We start from the raw sequence: 18,887 nt of genomic DNA, 5'->3' as shown, positions 1-18,887 counted from the left end.
CGCCGTTACCGCGCTCAGCTCCAACCCAGATGCCCGTGCCCGGTGTTGTAAAACACACTTGGCAAACGTCCACGTCCGACTTTTGGCATCATGTTTGGCATCATCGGCCGCAGGCCAGCCCAGGGTACTACGCTGCTGGTACTGACATCTGGGAAACATTGATTGACCCAGTCAACCAGCGGTTTGATACGGTCTGCGCGGATATCCTTGTTGTAGCCATTAAACTCCGCAGTACCAGCCACTCGCAGACGATCTTCTCCAAGCCGACTGGTCACCAGTTTGGTTTCATCATCCAGCAGACTGATCTGGGGTGCAGCGTCCTGACTGACCTTATCTTTCAGATTAACGGTAATAGAGTAGCCTTTGACCGGATAGATGTTAACCCGGTCACCCAGTGCGGCCGCAATTTTACGGCTGGCCACACCCGCAGACACCACCAGCGCATCAAACTGATGGCGCTGGATCTGCCCCGCTTCATTAACCATCACAGTCACACCCTGGGCATCGGCCTTAACGTCACACACATCCTGATTGTAGCGACACACCACACCCATACGCTCACAGGCCAGGGCCAGCCCCTGAGTGTACTTATGGATATCACCGGTAAAGTCACTCGGGGTGACAAAACCACCGTAGTAATTCCCTTTCAGGGTAGGCTCTAAAGCCTGAATTTCACGGGATGACAGCGGCTCACGAACAAGACCACCCTGAGCCAGCAACTTAGATACCTTCAGTGCATGTTCATAGCCACCTTTATCACGATAAATATGCAGTATGCCTTTTTGCTGCAGATCAAAATCAATATTTTCATCCGCTGCCCAGCTGAGTAACAATTCACGCGCCGCTATAGCCAATCGAGCAGTCTCTGTGGTGTTGCGTTCGTATTCGGGAATGGCGGCCATAAATTCGGCAAACCAGGAGAATTTGTGCCAGGAGGGCTTGGGGTTGACCAGCAGGGGGGCATCTTTTTTCAGCATCCACTTCATGCCTTTGAAAATGGTTGCCCAGTAGGTCCAGACCTCGGCATTGGAGGCGGACAGCTGCCCGCCATTGGCAAAGGAGGTTTCCATAGCGGCATAGCGCTGTTTTTCGAACAGGGTAACCTGATAGCCACGTTTGGCCAGGGCATAAGCTGAGGTGACGCCGGTAATACCGCCGCCTATGACTGCAATTGATTTCATCGCGAACAACTCCGAAGCAGAATAGGGTTAGACAGGTGCACTATGCATCTGCCACCCCCTCCGTCGCTGTACCTGAGAGATTCACGCCAGAATAGCGCTTGCTCCTTCGGTGTGCCGCTGCAAGCGACAACTCTTCGGAGTTTATTGATCGATACCGGTCCATTTGCCTGAGAGTTTCCGGGGCGGTTGCTCCTTCGGCGTCGCTGCACCTATCAACAAGGCCAGCGATCTCTCCCGATATCGTTCTTAAACGTGTCGTCAGTTTAACACCACTGCGGCGGCGCATCCATGCGCCTTCGGTATAAAATCAGCCCAGCCAGATCTGCTGTGCATTGACGAACTCACGAATCCCCTGGGGACCCAGCTCACGACCCAATCCTGAAGCTTTAATCCCGCCACTGGGTAAGCGTGGATCGGTTTTGACTATGCCATTCACAGCCACTTGCCCTACTTCCAATCGCCGTGCCAGTTGTTCACCACGGCTACGCTCCGTCCAGATACCTGCCGCCAGACCATAACGACTGTCGTTGGCGATGGCAATGGCTTCGTCGGCATCAGCCGCTTTCATCACCACTGCAACCGGACCGAAAGTTTCTTCTACAGCAGCGGTCATGCCGGGCTTAACATCAGCCAAGAGGGTAACCGGATAGAAATAGCCGGCTCCTTCAGGCACTTCGCCACCCAGCAGACAACGGGCTCCAGCGGCCAGGGTTTCAGCCACCTGACGGTGCAGGTTCTGGCGCAGATCATCGCGTGCCATAGGACCTACATCGGTGCTTTCTTCAGCCGGATCACCCAGTTTCAAGCGTGCAAGACGCTCCTCCAGCATCGCCAGCAGTTGATCATGGACAGAGGCTTCGACGATGATCCGTTTGGCCGCGATACAGGATTGACCCGCATTGATGATCCGCGACAATGTAATGGTATCAGCAGCTTTTTCCAGATCGGCATCAGCCAGCACGATACAGGCATCAGAACCACCCAGCTCCAATACCACCGGCTTGATTTCTGAACCGGTGATAGCAGCAACAGCACTACCGGCTTTTTCAGACCCGGTCAGGGATACAGCCTGCACACGTGGATCACGGATCACCCGCTCTATCGCGGCATTATCCATAGGCATATTCTGCATAATTCCAGCCGGCGCACCCACCTGGTCAAACAGGTCGGCAATCGCCTGAGCACTGGCCGGTACATGCAAGTCATGCTTCATCAGGCAGGTGTTACCGGCCATCAGCGCTGGGGCACAGAAACGAAATGCCAGCCAGAAAGGTGCATTCCAGGGCAAAATACCCAGCACGGTCCCCAACGGCAGATACTGCACATAGCTGTGACTGGCATCAGATTCCAGCGTTAGGCTACTCAGATAGGCTTCAGCCTGCTCAGCATAGTGTTCAGCACACCAGGCCGCCTTGAGCACCTCTCCCCGAGCTTCCTTGATCGGCTTACCCATTTCCAGCGTCATTAGTGGTGCCAGCGTTTCCACTTCCTCGCGCATTTTTGCCGCTACGGCTTTAAGTACCTCGGCACGCTGGGCATAAGAAGTGTGTTTCCAGCTGTTATAGGCTTCTCTGGCACGTACCAGAGCCGCTTCTTGTGCCGCCGTATCCAGCACAGGTGAGTCCTGCAGTTTTTCGCCGGTTGCAGGATTAATTACGGGCACTGTCATCAAGCACTCTCCTTTTTCGAATTACTGAGTTTTTCAGCTGTTTTTATATTGGCCTGAGCCGAGGCTACCTGCATATCAGTGGGAGCAGACAAGTCTTTCTCTTCTTTCTGGGTATCTTTGTCAGGCTTGGCTTTGCTTGCGCCTTTCGCTGCATATTCAGGCTTGACAACGAAGTCTTCCGGCAGGGTAAAAAAGGATTCGCAACCATTGGCAGTGATATGCAAGGTATCGGAAATACCTACGGTTTTATCGCCATCTACACCCCACATCCAGGGGATAATATGGAAAGTCATACCCTCGCGCAGCACACTGGAATCACCCTGCTTGAGACTGATGATATAACCTTCATCCCAACTTGGTGGGAAGGCAATACCGATAGAATAGCCGGAGCGGGTAATCAAGCGGCCACCGACATCATTGCTGGTAATGATGGCACGCACCAGATTATCTGCATCAGATACGGTCAAACCGGGACGCAAAACTTCCTTCAGTTTATGCAGTGCCAGTTTCATGGTTTCCTGGGCTTTGTAAAATGAATCACTCATCTCACCCAGCACCACCGTGCGCATCATCGCGGTGTGGTAACGACGGTAGCAGCCACCCACTTCAAGAAACACATGCTCGCCTGCTTCGATCTTGCGCCCTTCCCAGGTAGCATGACCAATCATACTGCGCGGTCCGGAGGTCACATAGGGCATGACCGCCGGAAACTCACCACCAGCACAAAACATCGCATGGCTGATCGCCGCCGCCACTTCATTTTCGGTCACGCCGGTGGCACAAGCCTCATAACCCGCCTGCATCCCTGCTTCAGTAGCCAGCGCCGCCTTGCGCATCACCTTTATCTCATGCTTGGATTTGGTGATACGCCCTTCCTCAACAATACCGAAGCAGTCCAGCAGGCGCCCGTTGGTGAAGGTGGTATGAATGGCATCCTGATGGTAGGCCGGGAAGAAATAACTGTTACGTTCATAACCGATATTCTTGCCGCTCAAACCAAATTCCTTGAGTGCCTCAACCAACATCTGGATCGCATCCCCGGTATCTGGGTAGGGGCGGGTAACCTCCACCCAGGTGCGGGCGTGGATATTAGATTCCTCCAGCACCCGGGTAATCATGAAGGGGTCGCCTTCCAGCGGCACTACCAGTGCCTGAAAGAAGGAGTAACCGGTGGTCTGATAGTCTGTCAGATACATGATATTTTCGGGATCACTGATCACCACAGCATCCAACAAACGCCCCTGCATCCGCTGTCTTAGCTCGTTGATACGCCGTTCGTACTCTTCGAACGGAAAGGTCATATCATCGCGTTTTTTCATTAAGCCCCCTTGGCTGCCTCGACGGCTGCAGCAAAGATTTCCAGCCCCTGAGTCAGATCTTCATCCGGTATGGTCAGCGGTGGAATCATTTTGATCACCATGCCACCCGTACCACAACCACCGAGCAGCAGCCCACGGTTAAAGCACTCGCTGACGATCGCTTTAGACAGCGCACTGTCGCCTATATCGATAGCTTGCATCATGCCTTTACCACGCACCTGCCAGGCACCCTGACTGGTTGCGGCAATAGCATTCAGAGCGGCGGCCATCTGCTCACCCTTGCGCTTAACCTCAGTCATGAGCTTGTCGTCATGGAAATAGGACATGGCCACTTTACCTGCCACGAAAGAGAAACCCTGACCACGGAAGGTGCCGGTGTGCTCACCTGGAGACCAGTGTTTGTCATGCTCAGGCTTGACCAGATTCATCGCCAGCGGCGTACCAAAACCACCGATGCCTTTTGCCAGGGTAACGATATCCGGGTCCAGCCCCATGCCATCAAAGCTGAAGTAACTACCGGTACGGCCACAGCCCGCCTGAATATCATCCAACACAAACAGTGCACCCAGATCGTGAGCCAGCTTCTGTACCGCCAGCAACCACTCTTTACTGGCCACATGCACACCACCCTCAGCCTGAATCGGCTCAATCACGAAGGCCGCGGGCGGCTCTAAACCACTGGAACTGTCGGCATACTGCGCACGAAGGCGATCCACAGAAGCCGTACCACAGCCCATTTCACAGCCACGACAAGGGGTTTCACAACCAAACGGCATACGTACTACATGTTCTAAAGGCACGCCAGCCGCATTACGGAAGTAACTGTTCGCCGTCAGCGCCAGCGACCCCAGAGTCATACCGTGGAAACCATGCGTACAGGCAACAACGGTTTTACGCCCGGTAACCCGGCGAGCCAGTTTCAGCGCCGCTTCAACCGCGTTGGTACCGGTAGGTCCCATAAACTGCATTTTGTGGTTCATCCCGCGCGGGATCAGTACGGTTTCAGCAAAGGCGGTGAGAAAATCACGCTTGACCGTCGTGCTGGTATCCAGACTGTGCGCGACCCCATCAGCCTCAATAAACTCAATCAGCGCTTTTTTCATCAAGGGGTTGTTATGCCCGAAATTAAGCACCCCGGCACCGGCGAAAAAATCAATATAGGATTTACCTGCTTCGTCGACCTGTCGGGCGTTTGAAGCAGATTTGAACACAGTTGGATAAATACGGCTGTAGCCGCGGATCTCTGATTCCCATTTCTCGAATACCTGCATGGAAATCCTCCTTCATCATGACAAGGGTTTGAACCCGTTATAGATTCTGCCTGGTATTAATTATTGCTCTAACCAGACAGCATTTTGGTTAGGCCACTGACAATTCAGCAGCCCGGACTAGCAGCAACCGGGACGAATCCTGGGGTTGCTATCAGGATCAGGTCTGCTCCGGAACCGGAGCGCCTGCAAGTCTTGCAAATACCCTTGTAACTCTGGATATCAACGCATCATTGAAGTCATATTGCGCATTATGGCAAGGTCGCCCATGCTGCAACTGACCATCATCACTACCAATGAGTGCAAAAGCACCGGGTATTTCCTTAAGGTAATAACTAAAATCTTCTGACGCCATAATCGGCAACGGAGTCGTCTGGCTCAACACCTGCTCACCAAACTCTGACTGTAATTGCTGGCGAAAGTTTTCAGCCGGTTCCGAATGATTGATAGTGGCATCGTAGCGCGGAAAAATTTCCACCTGACATTGAGTGCCGTAAGCTCTGGCTGTGGCCGTGGCTATTTCTTCAATTAATGTCGACAGTACCTTGCGGGTGGCCGGTTGTGCAATACGAAAACCGCCTTCAATCACGGCCGTATCTGGTATTACCGTGGGTGAGCTGCGTGCGTCCAGTGACGTAACACTCAACACGGTCGCATCCTGCGGTGGCAAGCGGCGACTGACAATCTGCTGCAGCGCCACCACTATGGCAGAAGCCGCCAATACGGGGTCATGACAAGCCTCTGGCTGACTGGCGTGGCCGCCTTGCCCGGTCACGGTAAGACGAAAAGTACCATTACCCGCCATCACCGGACCATCCGGACAAACCGCCTGTCCGAAGGAAATAGCTGGCCAATTATGCCATCCATAGATCACATCTATACCCTTCAGAGCGCCTTCCTCGATCATCCGTAGCGCACCATGACCGCCCTCTTCGGCTGGCTGAAACAATAGCGTCACCGGACCAGGCAACTGGTCCTCATGAGCCTTGAGCCAGTAAGCGGCGGCCATCAGGGTAGCGGTATGACCATCATGGCCACAGGCATGCATACAGCCAGGGCTTTGAGAACTCCAGGGCATACCACTTTTTTCATCTATGGGTAAGGCATCCATATCGCCGCGCAAAGCAATGTGAGGGCCGGCTTTACTGCTGGCCAACCGACCCAACGTACCGTGTTTGGCACAGGCTTCCCAAGGGATACCCAGCGTGGTCAATTCCTGACGTATACGCTTGGCCGTCGCCACTTCCTGCCAGGTCAATTCGGGCTGTTTATGCAGCTCACGCCGTAGTGAAATGGCTTGTTGAATGTGCTGATCCCAAAGTGCGGTCAAATCTGTAACTCCTAACGGTTTCCCACCAACTACACCAGGCCGAATAAAAACAGCAGCCTGTGAAAATTTATTTCTTAGCACTAAAGATAGCAGAGGATGATGCAGATGCCACTGATTTTCCTAAAAAGTTGTATTCAATTGCCCCCTATAACAATAGCCATAATTTTCATGCCGATTTAAATAACCTTATGATAGTATTTAGCTAATATTAATGATAATAAGCCCAGCTGGTTCACTCTACCGGCACCTAGCAGGTTTTAGCCTTTAGTTTATGGATTTACTCATCAGCTTTGCCAGACAAGCCAGGGACAGTTTCAGAGATCTGATTCCGGTAATCCTGGTTATGGCTTTTTTCCAGCTTGTGGTGATACGTCAACCCCTACCGCAAGGCATCAGTTATGCAGACCTGATCATAGGGCTGCTTTGTGTACTGGCAGGTCTGACGCTGTTTATTAAAGGACTGCAGCTTGGACTCTTCCCTATCGGCGAAAGCCTGGCCCATGCATTTGCAAAAAAATCCTCGGTCTTTTGGCTGCTGCTGTTCGCCTTTGCACTGGGTTTCGGAACGACCATTGCCGAGCCCGCACTGATTGCTGTCGCGGGTAAAGCGGCAGAAATTATTGCCATTAGCGGGCTGATTGACGCAAGTCAGCAGGCACAAAACAGCTTTGCCATGCAGCTGCGTCTGGTCGTAGCCATTTCCGTCGGCAGTGCCGTCATGCTGGGGGTATTACGTATTCTTAAGGGTTGGCCGCTACACTACATCATCATTGCAGGCTATGTGCTGGTCATGCTGCTCACCTTGATCACGCCGGACGCCATCGTTGGTATTGCCTATGATTCAGGTGGGGTCACCACCTCAACCATTACCGTGCCTCTGGTAACAGCCCTGGGTGTCGGACTGGCCTCTTCAATCAAGGGGCGCAACCCCATGCTGGATGGCTTTGGACTGATTGCTCTGGCTTCAGTCATGCCGATCATTTTTGTGCTGGCCTATGGACGACTGATTTTATGAGACGGGCAAACTGATGGAATTTTTAACTATTTTTTTCAACACTGCCCTCGATATTGCCCCTATCGCAGTCATCATCTTCGGATTCCAGTATCTGGTCATACGCAAAAAAGTACATCGACTGGCATCCGTATTGACCGGTTTTGCTCTGGTACTGGTAGGGCTAAGCCTGTTTCTGCTGGGGCTGGAAAAAGCCCTCTTTCCCATGGGCAGCATGATGGCTGAACAGCTGACATCTCAATCCTTTTTACCCGCACTGGCTGACGGCGCTCAGCGTCACTGGAGTGACTATTATTGGGTGTATATTTTTGCTTTCACCATTGGTGCCAGCACAACAATTGCAGAACCTTCCCTGATTGCCGTGTCCATCAAGGCAGGAGAGATTTCCGGCGGCACCATAAACCCGCTGATGCTACGCATCGCTGTGGCAATCGGTATGGCGACAGGCATTACCTTAGGAAGCTGGCGAATCGTGACGGGAATGTCTCTGCAGTGGTTTATTCTGGCAGCCTATATACTGGTGATCATTCAAACCCTGCGCTCACCTCGCAGCATTATTCCGTTGGCATTTGATTCCGGCGGGGTGACCACCTCCACCATCACAGTACCCATTATTGCCGCGCTGGGCCTGGGGCTGGCAAGTTCCATACCTGGGCGCGATCCGCTGCTGGATGGCTTTGGCATGATCGCACTGGCCTGCCTGTTTCCAATTATTAGCGTCATGGGCTATGCACAGCTTGCGGCATGGCTGGAAAAACGTAATCGTAACCCTAGAGAGCGGGACGCCCAATCCAAGGAGACCACTGATGCGCTTTAAACTCATTCTGGTATTTGTCGACGATGACAAAACCGATGCTCTACTGGATGCAGCCCGAGATGCGGGTGCCACTGGAGCGACGATTATCAATAATGCACGCGGCGAAGGGTTAAATAAAACCCGCGGAATATTTGGACTTGAGCTTACCAGCAGTCGGGACGTGTTGTTATTCCTGGTAGAAGAACACCGTTGTCGAAAAATTCTGGAAAAAATTGCTGAAGTCGGTGAGTTTGATGACTCATCAGGGACTGGAATCGCCCTGCAGATCGATGTTGAAGATGCGTTGGGTGTTAAACACCAGATTAAAAAGCTGGCCATGCAGTTTGATGCTAAAGAGGATTAAGCTATGTCTAAAGGCACAATCAAAACCGTAAAGGATGTGATGAATCAAAATTTCTGCAGGGTTGACGGCTTACTTACGGTTGAAGATGCCGTCACGCTGATGCAGCGTAGTAACGCACGCGTATTAATTGTAAATAAACGTGACGAGCAGGATGAGTACGGCATTTTACTACTCTCTGATATAGCCAAAAAAGTACTGGCAAAAAATCTGTCGCCAGAGCGGGTCAATATCTATGAAATCATGTCAAAGCCCGCGTTGTGTATACGCAGCCAGATGCAGATACGCTTCTGCGCGCGTTTATTCAACAAGTTTGGACTGGCGGTCGCTCCAGTGGTCGATAAAGAAGATGATATTATCGGAGTGATTAACTATGATGACCTGGTTCTGAGCGGGCTACCCAACCTGTGAAATGACTCAACCAGAAACAAGCCAGATACCCACTACCCTGTTTGAGAGGCTGACTTGCTGTACCTAAATAGTTTTGCGCATGCATTCTTACACGCCTTAAAGAACCTGTTACCGATCCTCGTGGTCGTACTGTTCTTTCAACTGGCTATTTTGCAACAAGTACCAGAAAACAGCCTGAGCATGGCCTTCGGCCTATTAATCGTGGCGGTTGGCGTCGCGCTCTTTCTACAGGGCCTGGAACTGAGCATTTTCCCCGTCGGCAAAAGCCTCTCCAACCAGTTCGCCAAAAAGGGGTCAGTACCCATTTTGCTGTGTTTTGGTTTTGCTTTGGGATTTTCAGCCGTAGTGGCCGAACCGGCCTTAATTGCCGTAGCGGAACAGGCTCAGGAGATTAGCAAGGGTCGTATCGATGCCTTAACCCTGCGCCTGCTGGTTGCCCTGTCTGTCGGCATGGTAATTGCGTTGGGGGTATTCAGGATTATTTTTGGCCATCCGATTCACTGGTACATGATTATTGGCTATATCACCGTAGTCACTGTCACTTTTTTCGCGCCGGAAGAGATCGTTGGACTGGCTTACGATTCCGGTGGTGTGACTACCAACATAGTAACTGTCCCACTGATAGCCGCTTTAGGTATAGGACTGGCATCCTCAATCCGAGGACGCAACCCGTTGATAGATGGCTTTGGCCTGGTCGCACTGGCGGTTATGGTGCCGATGATCAGCGTACAGGTTTATGGCATTATCGTTTACACCGCAGACGACATAGATACAAATGCTGAACTGATACTGCAAAGTACTGAAACCCTTAAAGGCAACTCAATAATACAGGGCTTGCTGGACCTGTTGACCATGTTCAGGGATGTACTACCCATCCTGATCACCATTCTGTTTTTTCAATACATTATCTTAAAACGGCCCTTATCCAACCCACCTAAAATTGCCTTTGGTTTCTTGTTGGTCATCATCGGTCTGTATGCCTTTGTTGTTGGACTGAAGATAGGACTTTTTCCGATCGGCAGCAGCATGGCGGAGCAGCTCATCACCCTCAACAGCTATGGCTATATCTATCTGTTTGCCTTCATGATCGGCTTTGCAACCACCATGGCTGAACCCGCTTTAATTGCGGTAGGTCAACAGGCCGAAGAAGCCGCTGCAGGTAAAATTAAAGGCAATATCATACGTCTCATGGTTGCAGTCGGGGTAGCGGTTGGGATTACAATTGGAGTATTCCGACTAATCAGTGGCGGGTCGATTCACTACTTTATTATTGGCGGCTACACACTGGTTATCCTGCTGACCATGCTGTGTCCAAAATACATCGTGGCACTGGCATTTGATCTGGGGGGTGTAACCACCTCAGAGGTCACCGTTCCACTGGTAACCGCTCTGGGTATCGGACTAGCAACTCATATTGAAGGGCGAAGTGTATTGATCGATGGCTTTGGTTTGATCGCATTTGCGTCTATTTTTCCAATCGTTACAGTCATGTGCTACGCCATTGCCGTTGACTGGCTGAATAAATTCAACAGGGCTGAATCATGAAATTTTCTGTATTGGCAGCAATCGTCTCTGAAGACTACGAACAAAAAGTGATTGATGGCGCCCGCGAGCTGGGTGCCGGTGGCATTACATTGTTATCGGGCAGGGGCATCGGCAGCGATGCGAAAAAAACCTTCTTTGGCATGACTTATGAAGGCAGTCAATCGATCATTATTATGGTATTGGAAAAGGGCTTGTCGCTGGAGATTCTGAAATCTATCCAGACACTCATTGTTGATAAGAAAAACAATGACTCCCACGGCGTGGTGTTTACCCTGCCATTGGAGCACCTTGGCGGAATCGATCTGTCACAACTGGCTAAATTTGAACAACACCTGAAAGAAAACCTCTAAAAAGGAAGGCATTTCATGCTGGTAAAAGATGTCATGGTGAACGATGTCATATGCGTTTCACCCTTTGCAACACTGCGTGACGCACTGAGCCTGATGAAGCGGCATAAACTGAAATCACTGGTGGTGGAAAAAACCAATGACAATGATGCCTATGGTTTAATCACTTATACCAATATTGTCAAAACGGTGGTGGCGGAAAGCGGCGATATCGATTTGATCAATGTTTATGATGTATGTGCCAAGCCGGTTATTTCAGTAGGGCAGAGCCTATCGGTAAAACACGCCGCTTCACTGATGATCACAAGTCGGGTTAAGCGTATTCTGGTATTGAAGGATAACGACATGGTCGGACTGTTATGCATGAACGATATAGTGCAGACATTACTGAACGATCTTGAGTAATCGCGACCGGTATCTGATTTAGCTAACGCAGATACCGGTCGTTTTTATGGTGGTTTTAGCCGACCTTCTCACCCTTGGCCTGCAGATCAGCATGGTAAGACGAGCGCACCAGCGGGCCACTGGCGACATGACTGAAACCCAGGGATTTGGCAATACGACCAAACTCATCGAACTCATCCGGGGTAACGAAACGATCAACCGGCAGGTGATTGCGACTCGGTTGCAGATACTGGCCGATAGTGATCATATTGACATCATGTGCGCGCAGATCCCGCATCACCTCAATGATCTCTTCATTGGTTTCACCCACACCGACCATCAAACCGGACTTGGTTCTGATCTCAGGACGCAAGGCCTTATAGCGCTTTAACAGCTCCAGTGACCAGGCGTAATCAGCCCCAGGACGTACCTTTTTGTACAGGCGCGGCACAGTCTCGAGGTTGTGATTAAACACATCCGGCGGGGTTTGCTGCAAAATATCCAGGGCGATATCCATACGTCCACGGAAATCCGGCACCAGGGTTTCTATCTGAATATTCGTCGCCAGGCGCCGGGTTTCACGAATGCAATCGGCAAAGTGCTGGGCGCCACCATCACGTAGATCATCACGGTCTACTGAGGTGATCACCACATAACGCAAGCCCATATCGGCAATAGCTTCAGCCAGTTCCAGCGGCTCATTTTCCGCCAGTGCATTGGGGCGACCATGGGCGACATCACAAAAAGGACAACGCCGGGTACAGATATCGCCCATAATCATGAAAGTGGCAGTACCATGACTAAAGCACTCACCCAGATTAGGGCAGCTGGCCTCTTCACACACGGATGCCAGCTTGTGCTTGCGCAGCTTGGCCTTGATCCGCTTTACTTCTGCATTGGAACCCATTCTGACACGCAGCCAGTCAGGCTTACGTGGCATTTCATCCTTTTCAGTGGGAATGACCTTAATCGGAATACGGGCCATCTTTTCAGCGCCACGGAGCTTAACACCTTGCTCGACGCGGACGGGTTTTGCAGGAGTATCAGACATAATAGTATTCAGCTTTCCAGATGATTAGCCAACTCAACCTGCGAATAGTCGAGTCGTTTAACCAAGTAATTTAGTAGGTTTTTGGTCGCGCTGTCAATATCAGCGTCAGGACAAAGGTTTCGCAACTGGGTCATCTGCAAGCCAGCATAGCCACAGGGATTGATCCTGGTAAAGGGCTGCAGATCCATATCTACATTCAGCGCCAGACCATGAAAAGAACAACCACGCCTTACCCGCAAGCCCAACGAGGCGATTTTACAGCCATCCACATAGACACCGGGCGCATCAGCCCGTGCCACCGCTACCTGCCCATGATCGGCCAGTAACGCAATCACCGCCTCTTCCATCAGCGAAACCACATCCCTGACACCCAGCTTTTTGCGGCGCAGATCCAGCAACAAGTAGGCCATTAACTGCCCAGGACCGTGATAAGTAACTTGACCGCCACGATCAGATTTAACCACCGGAATATCACCAGGATTGAGCAGATGTTCCGGCTTACCGGCCTGACCCTGGGTAAAGACAGGGTGGTGCTGTAATAGCCAGATTTCATCCGGCGTTTCGGCCTGTCGCTGGTCGGTAAAAGCTTGCATCTGCTGCCACACTGGCTCATAAGGCTGCAGCCAAGTGATCGCACTATCAGGTCAGGCACAGCTTAAAGCACCATATGCACGCGGCCAGAGGCTTTCAAAGCGGAAAACAGCGCTTGCAACTGCTCTTCCCCCGTCGCCTTGATCTTCAGGCGCACGGAGCGAAACCGGCCATTACGGCTATCCTGCACACTGACTTTTTCCAGGTCCAGACCCGGGTCAAAGCCTTTTACGGTATCGACCACAAAACCATAAAAGTCATTGTCATTGTTGCCGACCACCTTGATCGGGTAATCGGCACAAGGAAATTCGATTTTAGGTGCTTCGGGTGCATCAGTCATAAGCTCAGACACCTCAGCTCTAGTTGAACAGATTCATGAAGAACTGCAATACACTGTGCCACAGACGCTTAAAGAAACTACCCGGTTCAACAGCATGCAGAGCGACCAGCGGAACCTCTGCAACCACTTCGCCCTCCAGTGATACAATCACCGAACCTATAGCATCCCCCATAGAGACTGGTGCCTGAATATTACGCGGCAGGTCCAGCAATACTTCCAGACTCTCCTTCTGCCCACGCGGCAGGGTCAGGGAAAGACTCTCAAGCACACCCAGATTCAGGTTATCGACCGCCCCCCCCCAAATGCGCTGCTCGCTGATCGACTGGCCAGCCGTGTAGAGCTCAGTGTTTTCAAAAAAACGGTAAGTATAAGCCAGCAGTTGTTGGGTTTCCTGAGCACGGGTTTCCTCACTGGCAGAACCCATAACCACACTGATCAGGCGCATCCCATCACGAACAGCCGAGGATACCAGACAATAACCGGCTTCATCCGTATGCCCTGTTTTAATACCGTCTACCGAGTCATCACGCCACAGCAGGCGATTGCGATTAGGCTGACGTATATCATTGAAATTGAAATGTTTTTCGGCGTAGATAGGGTAATACTGCTGGGAGTCTGTGATCAGTGCACGGGCCAGCAATGCCAGGTCGTGAGCCGAAGAATACTGGTTATCAGAGGGTAGGCCGGTTGCATTTTCATAGTTAGTATTGGTCATACCCAGACGTTGCGCATGCTGATTCATCAGATCAGCAAAGGCCATTTCACTACCGGCAATATGTTCAGCCATGGCAACAGACGCATCATTACCGGAGGAGATGATAATGCCCCGTAACAGGTCCAGCAATTTCACCTGAGTGCCTTCCTGAATAAACATGCGCGAACCACCGGTACGCCAGGCTTTTTCACTGACATTAACCATTTCGTCTTCAGACAAGTTGCCATTGATCAGCTCCAGCTCAGCGATGTAGCTGGTCATGATTTTCACCAGACTCGCAGGCGGATAGCGTTCATGCTCATCTTTAGACAGGATCACCTGCCCTGTAGCAGCGTCCATAACAACATAAGAACGTGCCGCTATCTGAGGTGCTGCCGGAATCATTGATGCCTGCACCTGGACTGAAACCAGCAGACTCAACAACAGGGCAAGAAGAGTAGGACGCAAAAATCTTGTAATCATTGGTTTTAATATCCGTTTCGGTTAACTCATCGAAGGCCAGCAAATAGACTTCCAAAAAAAAGCATGGTTCAACATCTTGTCAGTATTAAGGTTCTGCAACCAGATGGGGAGAATGAAAGCCCGCACCAGCCAGACTGGCTATCAGATTGTCTAGCGACTCACCCACGTTCAGCGGCCCTATCTTAACACGATATATCGGCGAACCAGAGGGGTAGGCTGTGTAAATTCCAACGCCAAAGCCAGTCGCAAAAGGCATAACCTGCTGTTGCACATTACGAGCGGCGGCCTCACTGGCAAAAGCACCTATTTGCAGGTAACGGCGGTCATGCGAAGCTCTTAATGAGGTTGAAGCGGCGGGTGTACGGCTGTTTACCGCTGTTGCTGAAGCCAGCATCTGTCCGGATGGACTCGGCGTGATGGCCTCAACATGAACCCGCCCGGTGCCTCGCTGAAGGATATCCAGACGGTAAGCCGCCGCATAGGACAGGTCAATCAAACGGTCGTGATGGAACGGCCCTCGGTCATTGACTCTGACAACGACACTTTGTCCGTTATCCAGATTTGTGACCCGAACATAACTGGGAATTGGCAAGCTTTTGTGAGCGGCCGTCATTTCATACATATCGTAGACTTCACCATTAGAGGTCAAGTGGCCATGAAACTTCATTCCATACCAAGACGCGGTACCACTTTCCCGATAGCCATCAGCACTTGGCATCACCGTATAGGTCTGACCAAACACTTCATACGGGCTGCGGTTGCCACCACGACTTAACGGCTCATAGCGAGGCACGGCATCCGGCACTTTACTCACATCCGGGGGGCTCACCGGAGCTTTGTCATGTGTCATGCTGTAGCGTCCAGACGGACTTGTTGGCTGAGTAGAAGGGGCTTGAGGACTTGGTTTGGAAGAACAACCCACCAAGGTCATAACCAGCAACAAACTTATAAACCCTGTACGCATCGGCAACCTCAATAAGCGATTGGCACGCTGAATCAGGACCTCCTGGCTCAGCAAATACACAGCCATACCCTACATACAGCTGCGGTTATATGGACAAACTTATTCTCCAGCATTAATGCCTATGCACTTTTGAATGCGCACTGACAGACATAAGAATGCCAAAACCCGCCATGAGTGTCACGATTGATGTACCCCCGTAGCTAATCATCGGCAAAGGCACCCCCACAACAGGCAACAAACCAGTAACCATGCCGATATTTACCATGACATACACAAAAAATGTCAAGGTCACACTACCTGCCAACAACCTGGAAAAGCTGTCAGCGCCTCGTGCGGCAATGATAAGACCGCGTGCAATAATCAGCAGATAGAGCAGTATCAGAAAAATAATGCCATAAATGCCTAACTCTTCACCGATTACAGCGATAATAAAATCAGTATGCGACTCAGGTAAGAAGTTTAACTGTGACTGCGTCCCTTGTAACCAGCCCTTGCCTGAAACGCCACCCGAACCTATCGCTGTTTTAGATTGGATAATATTCCAACCCGATCCCAGTGGATCACTTTCAGGGTTTAAGAAGGTCAATACACGCTGCTGTTGATAGGGCTTCATAAAGCTCCAAAACACAGGCAGTGCAGCTCCAATCAACCCCAACGCCACGATTACATAGCGCCAATAAATACCCGAGAGCAAAATTACAAAAACACCTGAGCAGGCAATCAGCAAACTGGTACCAAGATCCGGCTGCTTCATGATCAAGGCGGCCGGTATGGCCAAAATGACCACAGCAACCATCAAGCGTTTTAAGCTAGGCGGCAGATGATCCCGCACCAAGAAGGCAGCCATCGCCATCGGAATTACCAGCTTCATTAACTCAGACGGTTGAAACCGAAATCCTGGCAAAGCGATCCAACGCTGCGCACCTTTCGCCGATACACCAAACAACATCACAGCGACCAAAAAACCCACGCCGAGCAGATAAAGCCAGGGTGCCAGCAACATAAAAGATCGCGGTCTGATTTGTGCCAAAAAAATTAACACCGCAAAACCAGCCGCCATACGAATCATCTGACGCTGCACATAGAGCATATCCTGGCTGGATGCACTGTAGAGCACATACAGGCCAAAACTGCACAAAGCCAACAACAGCAATAACAGCCAGGCATCCAAGTGGGTATAACTCCACCAGCCCGGGGATCGCCGAAAGTGAGTACTTGCTCCCGGCATAGTCCTCTGAAAATCACGACTACTCATCCTCAGCCTCCAGCTCATAGCGATCCAGCAGCCAGGCGTCCATTACTTTACGCGCAATCGGTGCCGCCACGCTGGACCCTCCTCCACCATTTTCGACCACGACAGCAAGGGCAATCTGCGGATCATCAGCCGGTGCAAAGGCAATAAATAAAGCATGATCATGATGACGCTCACTCAACTCTTCGGGTTTATAGCGTCCATCATCCGGTATAGCGACCACTTGCGCGGTACCGGTTTTACCCGCCATCTTATACTCCATCCCCTGACCAACGCGCCTGGCGGTACCGGTTGGCCCATGCATGACATCTACCATACCCTGAATAATCTGATCCCAGAACTCCGGATTCTTAACCTTGATGTCGTCCGGCACCGGGTGCTCATTAACCAAGTCCGGCAAGGTCAGTACCTCACCTGCATCAGTTTCTTCAACAGTCCCCATAAGCAAGCGCGGCTGCTGCCACTTGCCTCGGTTAGCCAGCACATTGGCGGCTACAGCCAACTGCAAGGGGGTAGCTACGACAAACCCCTGGCCTATACTCATATTCACTGAATCCCCCGGGTACCAGGGCTCTCCCAGACTGCCACGCTTCCAGTCCGCCGTAGGCAAGACCCCGCGTATTGCTTCAGGTGTATCCAGGGTAGTGATTTCACCAAATCCGAACATACGCATGTAGCGTGCCATGGGCTCATTCCCCATGCGGTGGCCCACATCATAAAACCAGGTGTCGACTGACTGAGCGATGGCCAGGTTCATGTTTACGCGTCCATGCCCGCCGCGACGCCAGTCACGATAGCGCCGCCCACCGGGTGTAATCTGATAATAGCCAGGGTCCCAGATGGTATAATCTGGACTGACGCTTCCCGAATCGATTGCTGCCAGCGCCATAATGGGTTTAATCGTTGAGCCCGGCGGATAACCACCCCGCACTGCACGGTTGAACAACGGCAGGTCAACATCATCACGCAAGGCATCGTAATCTGTATTCGATATACCCATAACAAACAGATTTGGGTCGTAGGCCGGTGTACTGACCAGGGCCAGAATGCCGCCGGTTTTTGGATCCAGAGCGACGACGGATGCCCGTCTCCCTTCGAGTAACTTTTCAGTGAACTGCTGCAGGCGCAGATCCAGGCTAAGTTTAATATCCGCCCCCGGCGCCGGATCATTTTGCTCCAGAATACGCAACACCCGACCACGGGCATTGGTTTCAACCTTCCGCGAGCCAACATTACCGTGCAAGATAGGCTCATAGAAACGCTCAACTCCCAGTTTACCCAGGTAATTAGTGCCGGCGTATTTCACCGGATCGAGCGTTTGCAGATCACGCTCGTTAATCCGCCCCACATAACCAACCACATGCGCAAGTGATTCACCATAAGGATAATAACGGATCAGATCCGCCTCAACCTGCACGCCGGGTAACATATGATAATTTACTGAAATTTTTGCAATTTCTTCTTCCGTCAGCCGAAAACGCAAGGGAACCGACTCGTAAGGACGCCGGCGTTGCTGTAAGCGCACGCGGAAACGCTCGACATCACGCTCACTGATTTCAATCAGCTCAGCCAGCGCTGCCAGCGTTTCATCCATATCACGGATTTCTTCACGCAACAGCGTGACACTAAACGTTGGTTGGTTGTCAGCCAGCAAAACACCCTGCCGGTCATAAATCAGCCCGCGCCGTGGAGCCACAGGCTGCAGCTGTATGCGGTTACGGTCTGAGATCGCAGCGTAGCGCTCATACTCAATCACTTGTAGAAAGTAGACGCGGCCAATCAGTAGCATAAACGCCAGGACTACTATGACGAAGGCCAACAAAGCACGACGCTTGAATGTTTGCGCCTCTCGACTGTAATCCTTGAGTGTTTCCGCCTGCTGCATAATA

At 51.4% G+C, this 18,887-nt stretch carries 19 protein-coding genes and 1 riboswitch; of the genes, 7 read left to right on the top strand and 12 right to left on the bottom strand.

From position 1 onward, the window contains the following. Nucleotides 1-14 precede the first annotated feature (14 nt). From LH51_RS14605 to doeB2, 5 genes are all read right to left on the bottom strand, one after another. A complete protein-coding gene (locus LH51_RS14605; RefSeq protein ID WP_235263760.1) occupies nucleotides 15-1,181 on the bottom strand; it encodes a D-amino acid dehydrogenase in 1,167 nt (388 codons plus the stop codon). Between the two features lie 145 nt (nucleotides 1,182-1,326). Further along, nucleotides 1,327-1,428, bottom strand: a riboswitch (glycine riboswitch). Nucleotides 1,429-1,488: 60 nt separating this feature from the next. Then, nucleotides 1,489-2,850 carry an NAD-dependent succinate-semialdehyde dehydrogenase gene (locus tag LH51_RS14600; RefSeq protein ID WP_036523415.1) on the bottom strand — a complete coding sequence of 454 codons (1,362 nt, stop codon included), beginning with the start codon at nucleotides 2,848-2,850 and terminating at the stop codon, nucleotides 1,489-1,491. After that, on the bottom strand, nucleotides 2,850-4,169 hold the full coding sequence (gene doeA / locus LH51_RS14595; protein WP_036523412.1) for an ectoine hydrolase: 1,320 nt from the start codon (nucleotides 4,167-4,169) through the stop codon (nucleotides 2,850-2,852). Before doeA ends, LH51_RS14600 begins: the two co-directional genes overlap by 1 nt. After that, nucleotides 4,169-5,440, bottom strand: coding sequence for a diaminobutyrate--2-oxoglutarate transaminase (locus LH51_RS14590; protein ID WP_036523410.1), 1,272 nt, complete (start codon nucleotides 5,438-5,440; stop codon nucleotides 4,169-4,171). The genes doeA and LH51_RS14590 overlap by 1 nt, the downstream gene beginning before the upstream one ends. A 157-nt stretch (nucleotides 5,441-5,597) precedes the next feature. After that, nucleotides 5,598-6,767, bottom strand: coding sequence for a N(2)-acetyl-L-2,4-diaminobutanoate deacetylase DoeB2 (gene doeB2 / locus LH51_RS14585; protein WP_036523408.1), 1,170 nt, complete (start codon nucleotides 6,765-6,767; stop codon nucleotides 5,598-5,600). A gap of 271 nt (nucleotides 6,768-7,038) precedes the next feature. On the opposite strand from doeB2, the gene LH51_RS14580 reads away from it, so the two are divergent. From LH51_RS14580 to LH51_RS14550, 7 genes are read left to right on the top strand one after another with little or no spacing between them, the layout of a single operon-like run. Then, nucleotides 7,039-7,782: a DUF1538 domain-containing protein gene (locus LH51_RS14580; RefSeq protein WP_036523407.1), complete on the top strand. Its 744-nt coding sequence runs from the start codon at nucleotides 7,039-7,041 to the stop codon at nucleotides 7,780-7,782. Between the two features lie 13 nt (nucleotides 7,783-7,795). After that, nucleotides 7,796-8,596, top strand: a complete 801-nt coding sequence (locus LH51_RS14575; RefSeq protein ID WP_036523405.1) for a DUF1538 domain-containing protein — start codon at nucleotides 7,796-7,798, stop codon at nucleotides 8,594-8,596. Then, nucleotides 8,586-8,939, top strand: coding sequence for a P-II family nitrogen regulator (locus tag LH51_RS14570; protein WP_036523403.1), 354 nt, complete (start codon nucleotides 8,586-8,588; stop codon nucleotides 8,937-8,939). Before LH51_RS14575 ends, LH51_RS14570 begins: the two co-directional genes overlap by 11 nt. Before the next feature lie 3 nt (nucleotides 8,940-8,942). Next, nucleotides 8,943-9,347, top strand: coding sequence for a CBS domain-containing protein (locus LH51_RS14565; RefSeq protein WP_036523401.1), 405 nt, complete (start codon nucleotides 8,943-8,945; stop codon nucleotides 9,345-9,347). A gap of 54 nt (nucleotides 9,348-9,401) precedes the next feature. Beyond that, a complete protein-coding gene (locus LH51_RS24420; protein ID WP_036523399.1) occupies nucleotides 9,402-10,892 on the top strand; it encodes a DUF1538 domain-containing protein in 1,491 nt (496 codons plus the stop codon). Beyond that, nucleotides 10,889-11,242 carry a P-II family nitrogen regulator gene (locus LH51_RS14555; protein ID WP_036523397.1) on the top strand — a complete coding sequence of 118 codons (354 nt, stop codon included), beginning with the start codon at nucleotides 10,889-10,891 and terminating at the stop codon, nucleotides 11,240-11,242. Before LH51_RS24420 ends, LH51_RS14555 begins: the two co-directional genes overlap by 4 nt. Nucleotides 11,243-11,257: 15 nt before the next feature. After that, a complete protein-coding gene (locus LH51_RS14550) occupies nucleotides 11,258-11,644 on the top strand; it encodes a CBS domain-containing protein (protein WP_036523395.1) in 387 nt (128 codons plus the stop codon). Between the two features lie 55 nt (nucleotides 11,645-11,699). Here LH51_RS14550 and lipA read toward each other — a convergent pair whose 3' ends face one another. The 7 genes from lipA to mrdA all read right to left on the bottom strand — a co-directional run bounded on the left by lipA (nucleotide 11,700) and on the right by mrdA (nucleotide 18,883). After that, entirely contained in the window at nucleotides 11,700-12,674 is a 975-nt protein-coding gene (gene lipA / locus LH51_RS14545) for a lipoyl synthase (protein WP_036523393.1), read from the bottom strand. 8 nt (nucleotides 12,675-12,682) lie between these two features. Continuing rightward, entirely contained in the window at nucleotides 12,683-13,267 is a 585-nt protein-coding gene (lipB, locus tag LH51_RS14540; protein WP_081960839.1) for a lipoyl(octanoyl) transferase LipB, read from the bottom strand. 62 nt (nucleotides 13,268-13,329) lie between these two features. Continuing rightward, the gene (locus LH51_RS14535; RefSeq protein ID WP_036523389.1) at nucleotides 13,330-13,605 is read right to left on the bottom strand and encodes a YbeD family protein; all 276 of its coding nucleotides are present in this window, start codon (nucleotides 13,603-13,605) and stop codon (nucleotides 13,330-13,332) included. Between the two features lie 19 nt (nucleotides 13,606-13,624). Next, nucleotides 13,625-14,782, bottom strand: coding sequence for a D-alanyl-D-alanine carboxypeptidase family protein (locus LH51_RS14530; protein ID WP_036523387.1), 1,158 nt, complete (start codon nucleotides 14,780-14,782; stop codon nucleotides 13,625-13,627). A gap of 85 nt (nucleotides 14,783-14,867) precedes the next feature. Next, complete coding sequence (locus LH51_RS24415; protein WP_327125247.1) at nucleotides 14,868-15,632, bottom strand: septal ring lytic transglycosylase RlpA family protein; 765 nt, start codon at nucleotides 15,630-15,632, stop codon at nucleotides 14,868-14,870. Nucleotides 15,633-15,858: 226 nt separating this feature from the next. Then, the gene (gene rodA / locus LH51_RS14520; protein WP_036523385.1) at nucleotides 15,859-17,001 is read right to left on the bottom strand and encodes a rod shape-determining protein RodA; all 1,143 of its coding nucleotides are present in this window, start codon (nucleotides 16,999-17,001) and stop codon (nucleotides 15,859-15,861) included. Next, entirely contained in the window at nucleotides 16,994-18,883 is a 1,890-nt protein-coding gene (mrdA, locus tag LH51_RS14515) for a penicillin-binding protein 2 (protein WP_036523383.1), read from the bottom strand. The genes rodA and mrdA overlap by 8 nt, the downstream gene beginning before the upstream one ends. Between the last annotated feature and the right edge of the window lie 4 nt (nucleotides 18,884-18,887).

Source organism: Nitrincola sp. A-D6, assembly GCF_000764495.1.
In the GTDB taxonomy this organism is placed as follows: Bacteria; Pseudomonadota; Gammaproteobacteria; order Pseudomonadales; family Balneatricaceae; genus Nitrincola.
Note: the sequence above shows the minus strand (reverse complement) of the source record. Positions and strands in the feature narration are given on the sequence as shown.

What these genes read in the sequence shown, in the direction of transcription:
- LH51_RS14605 (WP_235263760.1), bottom strand. Translation starts at nt 1,181, where the DNA reads ATGAAATCAATTGCAGTCATAGGCGGCGGTATTACCGGCGTCACCTCA.
- LH51_RS14600 (WP_036523415.1), bottom strand. Translation starts at nt 2,850, where the DNA reads ATGACAGTGCCCGTAATTAATCCTGCAACCGGCGAAAAACTGCAGGAC.
- doeA (WP_036523412.1), bottom strand. Translation starts at nt 4,169, where the DNA reads ATGAAAAAACGCGATGATATGACCTTTCCGTTCGAAGAGTACGAACGG.
- LH51_RS14590 (WP_036523410.1), bottom strand. Translation starts at nt 5,440, where the DNA reads ATGCAGGTATTCGAGAAATGGGAATCAGAGATCCGCGGCTACAGCCGT.
- LH51_RS14580 (WP_036523407.1), top strand. Translation starts at nt 7,039, where the DNA reads ATGGATTTACTCATCAGCTTTGCCAGACAAGCCAGGGACAGTTTCAGA.
- LH51_RS14575 (WP_036523405.1), top strand. Translation starts at nt 7,796, where the DNA reads ATGGAATTTTTAACTATTTTTTTCAACACTGCCCTCGATATTGCCCCT.
- LH51_RS14570 (WP_036523403.1), top strand. Translation starts at nt 8,586, where the DNA reads ATGCGCTTTAAACTCATTCTGGTATTTGTCGACGATGACAAAACCGAT.
- LH51_RS14565 (WP_036523401.1), top strand. Translation starts at nt 8,943, where the DNA reads ATGTCTAAAGGCACAATCAAAACCGTAAAGGATGTGATGAATCAAAAT.
- LH51_RS14555 (WP_036523397.1), top strand. Translation starts at nt 10,889, where the DNA reads ATGAAATTTTCTGTATTGGCAGCAATCGTCTCTGAAGACTACGAACAA.
- LH51_RS14550 (WP_036523395.1), top strand. Translation starts at nt 11,258, where the DNA reads ATGCTGGTAAAAGATGTCATGGTGAACGATGTCATATGCGTTTCACCC.
- lipA (WP_036523393.1), bottom strand. Translation starts at nt 12,674, where the DNA reads ATGTCTGATACTCCTGCAAAACCCGTCCGCGTCGAGCAAGGTGTTAAG.
- lipB (WP_081960839.1), bottom strand. Translation starts at nt 13,267, where the DNA reads ATGCAAGCTTTTACCGACCAGCGACAGGCCGAAACGCCGGATGAAATC.
- LH51_RS14535 (WP_036523389.1), bottom strand. Translation starts at nt 13,605, where the DNA reads ATGACTGATGCACCCGAAGCACCTAAAATCGAATTTCCTTGTGCCGAT.
- LH51_RS14530 (WP_036523387.1), bottom strand. Translation starts at nt 14,782, where the DNA reads ATGATTACAAGATTTTTGCGTCCTACTCTTCTTGCCCTGTTGTTGAGT.
- LH51_RS24415 (WP_327125247.1), bottom strand. Translation starts at nt 15,632, where the DNA reads ATGACACATGACAAAGCTCCGGTGAGCCCCCCGGATGTGAGTAAAGTG.
- rodA (WP_036523385.1), bottom strand. Translation starts at nt 17,001, where the DNA reads ATGAGTAGTCGTGATTTTCAGAGGACTATGCCGGGAGCAAGTACTCAC.
- mrdA (WP_036523383.1), bottom strand. Translation starts at nt 18,883, where the DNA reads ATGCAGCAGGCGGAAACACTCAAGGATTACAGTCGAGAGGCGCAAACA.